Origin of the sequence: Variovorax sp. LG9.2 (genome assembly GCF_035018885.1) — a bacterium.
Taxonomy (GTDB): Bacteria; Pseudomonadota; Gammaproteobacteria; order Burkholderiales; family Burkholderiaceae_C; genus Variovorax.
Genome location: NZ_JASJXB010000072.1, coordinates 1 through 3,219 on the forward strand (window position 1 = coordinate 1; position 3,219 = coordinate 3,219).

Here is a 3,219-nt window from a genome sequence, read left to right on the forward strand (position 1 = left end):
TTGCGCCGCCTTCACCGCCCAAAAAGCTATTGACGACCTGGAGCTTGAAATCCGTTTTGTACTTCTCCATAAGACCCCTTGAAGTTCGTCCAACTTCTGGGGGTCAGTTCAAAACCGGGGCGATTCATTGGTTCCGCATTGCCATGGGCTTCTCGGATCGCAGAAGTAGATTTCCAGTCCCGTCTCAAATCGCAATTGGGCATGCTGAGCCATCTCTGCTCCCTGATCCCAGGTCAACGACTTGGCCAGATGATCGGGCAGTGTCGATATCTTCAGAGCAATTGCGTCACGCACCGCTTGTGCACCATGTCCGGCCAAGGCTGGTCCGTTCTTCACATTGGCTGCAGCACCGTGACCAGGCATAGGAGGAAGGTGCAACAGCATTGTGAATCGTGTCGCGCGTTCCACCAAAGTTCCGATTGCTGAGGAACTCAACCCGATGATCAGATCTCCTTCCCAATGACCAGGGATGGCCCGGTCCGCGATTTCTGCCGGACGTTCGCTGATCATCAACTCCGGCGTGATGAAGTGTCTACTGCGCTGGCGTGTTCGGGCTTGCGGAACTCGCAATGCGCGGCCCGTATGCAGGCAGGCCGTCAGCTCACGTTTGAGTGCGCCCCGACCTTGTATGTAGAGTGCTTGATAGACGGCTTCATGGGAGACCCGCATGGATGCATCATCGGGGAATACAAGCTTCAGTCGTCGGCTGATTTGCTCCGGGCTCCAGCTGCTGCCCCAACGGCGATCTGCACGCCGGCCATGGCGACGTCCGTTCCAAGGTACTTGCGGGCCCGGCAGTCGCTTGCCACGCACATCCAACACGGTTCCGGCAAGACGCTCTTGAACATAGACTCTGAGCCTGTCGTTGAGCGCAAGCTTGGCCACCTTGGGCCGTTGCGCCGCACGTTCGGCCTTCCACTGCGCCACCGTGGCTCGGTACTGCAGCTTCCCGCCCCGGGTTGCTGCATTGCGCCGCAACTCGCGCGAGATGGTCGAAGGCTTCTTCGGCCGCCTCAAGACGGAACTGTTCTACCCTCGAGACTGGAAATTCACTACGGTCGAGCAACTCATCAAAGAAGTAAATTCGTACATCCACGGGTACAACGAGAAGCGGATCAAGCTCTTCTGGGTCGCTCGGCCCTATCAAATACAGAGAGAGTCTTGGTCTTACGGCATAAACACAGTACAAGTTTTTATCCGAACCCCCGGTGGGTCTGAGTTCAACCGGCGCCGACACTCATAGCCGCCGTGGTCACACCCTCTCGTCGCACCCCCCAGCATGTTGGAGATGAGCTCTTGGGTCATTTCCAGATCGTCACCCTGTAGTCGGTCCAGGCTAAGCAAAAGCCAGCGACACAACTGCTGGTCCAGCGAATGGTGCCGGTTGCAGACGGCCGTCTGAACATTTGGGAAATTAGCCTGCGTGAAGCGCAGCAGCAGGTGCAGCACGGGACCCATTCGTTCGAATTCCTCCTGAAGCGCTCCTGCATTGGGTCGAAAACCTTTGCCGGCGCTTTGCACCACTGCGCGGTTGGTTGAGGAGCCGCGCAACGTCACGAGGCTCCAAACCGCACAGCCGAAAAGGAACAGTGCGTGCAGACGTTGGTCCTTACGACAATCCAGCTCAGTCCGGCATTCTTGTGGGACGGTGCCATGACTTGCTCATCGGCCCGCCCCAGTGCACCGTCGCTGCGATGACGCTTGCGAAAGATCGCCAGCAGCAGCACGGCGATGGGGACCACGACAACGATCGAGACGATGCCTGATGCGCGACTCTTCGTCCGTCAGGTCGACCTGTATAGCAAAGCGTCGGAAAGAGGAAGCAGGCAAGGACGACTTGGTGGATTCAATCGATTGTTTATGCGGTGGATTCCATGTTGGTAAATTATTACTTTGGCACGTGCGCTAACCAATAGTCGTCGACTTTGCCACTTTGACCGGCAAAATCCCCGTCCGAAGAAAAAGAATCGTTTTGAATCTTCGGCGCGTCTTCAATTTCCGCCTTGGTGGCGTTGAGTACCAACAAACTCGTGCCCGTAGTGGCCTTGAAGTCCGTCCAAGGAACTGGGGTGTACTTTTGATCGAATCCGAACAATCCACCGCGCCCTATCACCAGATACGCGACCTTTCCGGTCTGCGGGTCCAACACGATATCGCTGATGCTTCCCAAGTTTTCCCCCTTCGGATTGACCAGCTCGGTTCCGACTAGCTGATCCGAGCGGTAGGCACCGAGGTTGTCGGTTACCGGCTGCGCAGAAGCAATCTGTGCACGCCGCCAGCTGTCGTTGTCGGCCCTCGGAAATTTGCCTTCGCGCATGTTGGAGGCATAACTTGCGTAAAGGCTCTTGCTCGCTGTCAAGACGGTCTCGCACGCAGCCTGTTGCCCGCGCTGTGCAAGGATGTTAGCCGACGCGATAAGCATGCGGACTTCGTAACCAGGACGTGCATTTAGGTAGCGACGGTTCGACGGGGTATCGGTGATAGGCGCCAATGTGCCCGGCCCGTAACTGTACGCCGGATAACCATAGCCGTATCCCGAGCCGTGCAGCCAATAGCCGTCTTTTTGCAGGGTGCTGTCGAAAGCGCGAAGGTCGCTCAAGCACTGTTGAGCTGGTCGCACTTTGACCGTCTGTGCGGAGGCGGTTGGCGCGATCAGCGCCGCACATGAAAGCACGCTCAGGGACAAGGCGGCGCGGCCGCAAATCACGAAAAATCTCATCATTGGGTTTTCCTGACGCCTTTTTGGCGCATGAGTTTGAAACACACTCTCCAACTTTGCATCCGCGTTGCAAATAGAGTCTGTTCGGCGCCGCACCGAACGGCGCCGATGGAGTCAATTAAATTTGCGCGAAGTCGCCGAGTTTTACTCCGCGGTTGGCGGAGCGCGCCAAGGCCTTCGGCCCAGGCAAGGAGCAGCACTCCATCGACGAGGAAGGTATGCCGACTGTCACAGCAAAGCCCTCGCCGCCGAACAGATGAGCTAATTTTCAAGTCCGCAACGGAGTCGCTCAAAGCGGACAAGGGCTACGACGCTCAGGAATTTATCCAGGTGTGCCGGGACATGGGCGTGATCCCCCACGTGGCACAGAACACTTTCGGGCGGCGCTCAGCAATGCCCGATGCTATCGCTGCGAGCGAGGGTTATGCGCTGTCGCAGCGCAAGCGCAAGCTCATCGAGCAGGGCTTTGGCTGGGCCAAGACGGTGGGCGGAATTCGTCA

The 3,219-nt window shown here is 57.5% G+C and carries 1 protein-coding gene and 4 pseudogenes; 2 read left to right on the forward strand and 3 right to left on the reverse strand.

The features are described from left to right. Positions 1–120 precede the first annotated feature (120 nt). Positions 121–999: pseudogene (locus QN413_RS26820) on the reverse strand (IS30 family transposase); the annotation flags it as partial. Here QN413_RS26820 and QN413_RS26825 point away from each other — a divergent pair. Next, positions 995–1,178: pseudogene (locus tag QN413_RS26825) on the forward strand (IS3 family transposase); the annotation flags it as partial. The pseudogenes QN413_RS26820 and QN413_RS26825 sit on opposite strands and share 5 nt — an antisense overlap. A 54-nt stretch (positions 1,179–1,232) precedes the next feature. Here QN413_RS26825 and QN413_RS26830 read toward each other — a convergent pair. Together QN413_RS26830 and QN413_RS26835 are read right to left on the reverse strand one after the other, a co-directional pair. Beyond that, positions 1,233–1,542 (reverse strand): annotated as a pseudogene (locus QN413_RS26830) (Crp/Fnr family transcriptional regulator); the annotation flags it as partial. Between the two features lie 346 nt (positions 1,543–1,888). Continuing rightward, on the reverse strand, positions 1,889–2,722 hold the full coding sequence (locus QN413_RS26835; RefSeq protein ID WP_323499610.1) for a PRC-barrel domain-containing protein: 834 nt from the start codon (positions 2,720–2,722) through the stop codon (positions 1,889–1,891). Between the two features lie 282 nt (positions 2,723–3,004). Here QN413_RS26835 and QN413_RS26840 point away from each other — a divergent pair. Beyond that, positions 3,005–3,219 (forward strand): annotated as a pseudogene (locus tag QN413_RS26840) (IS5/IS1182 family transposase); the annotation flags it as partial.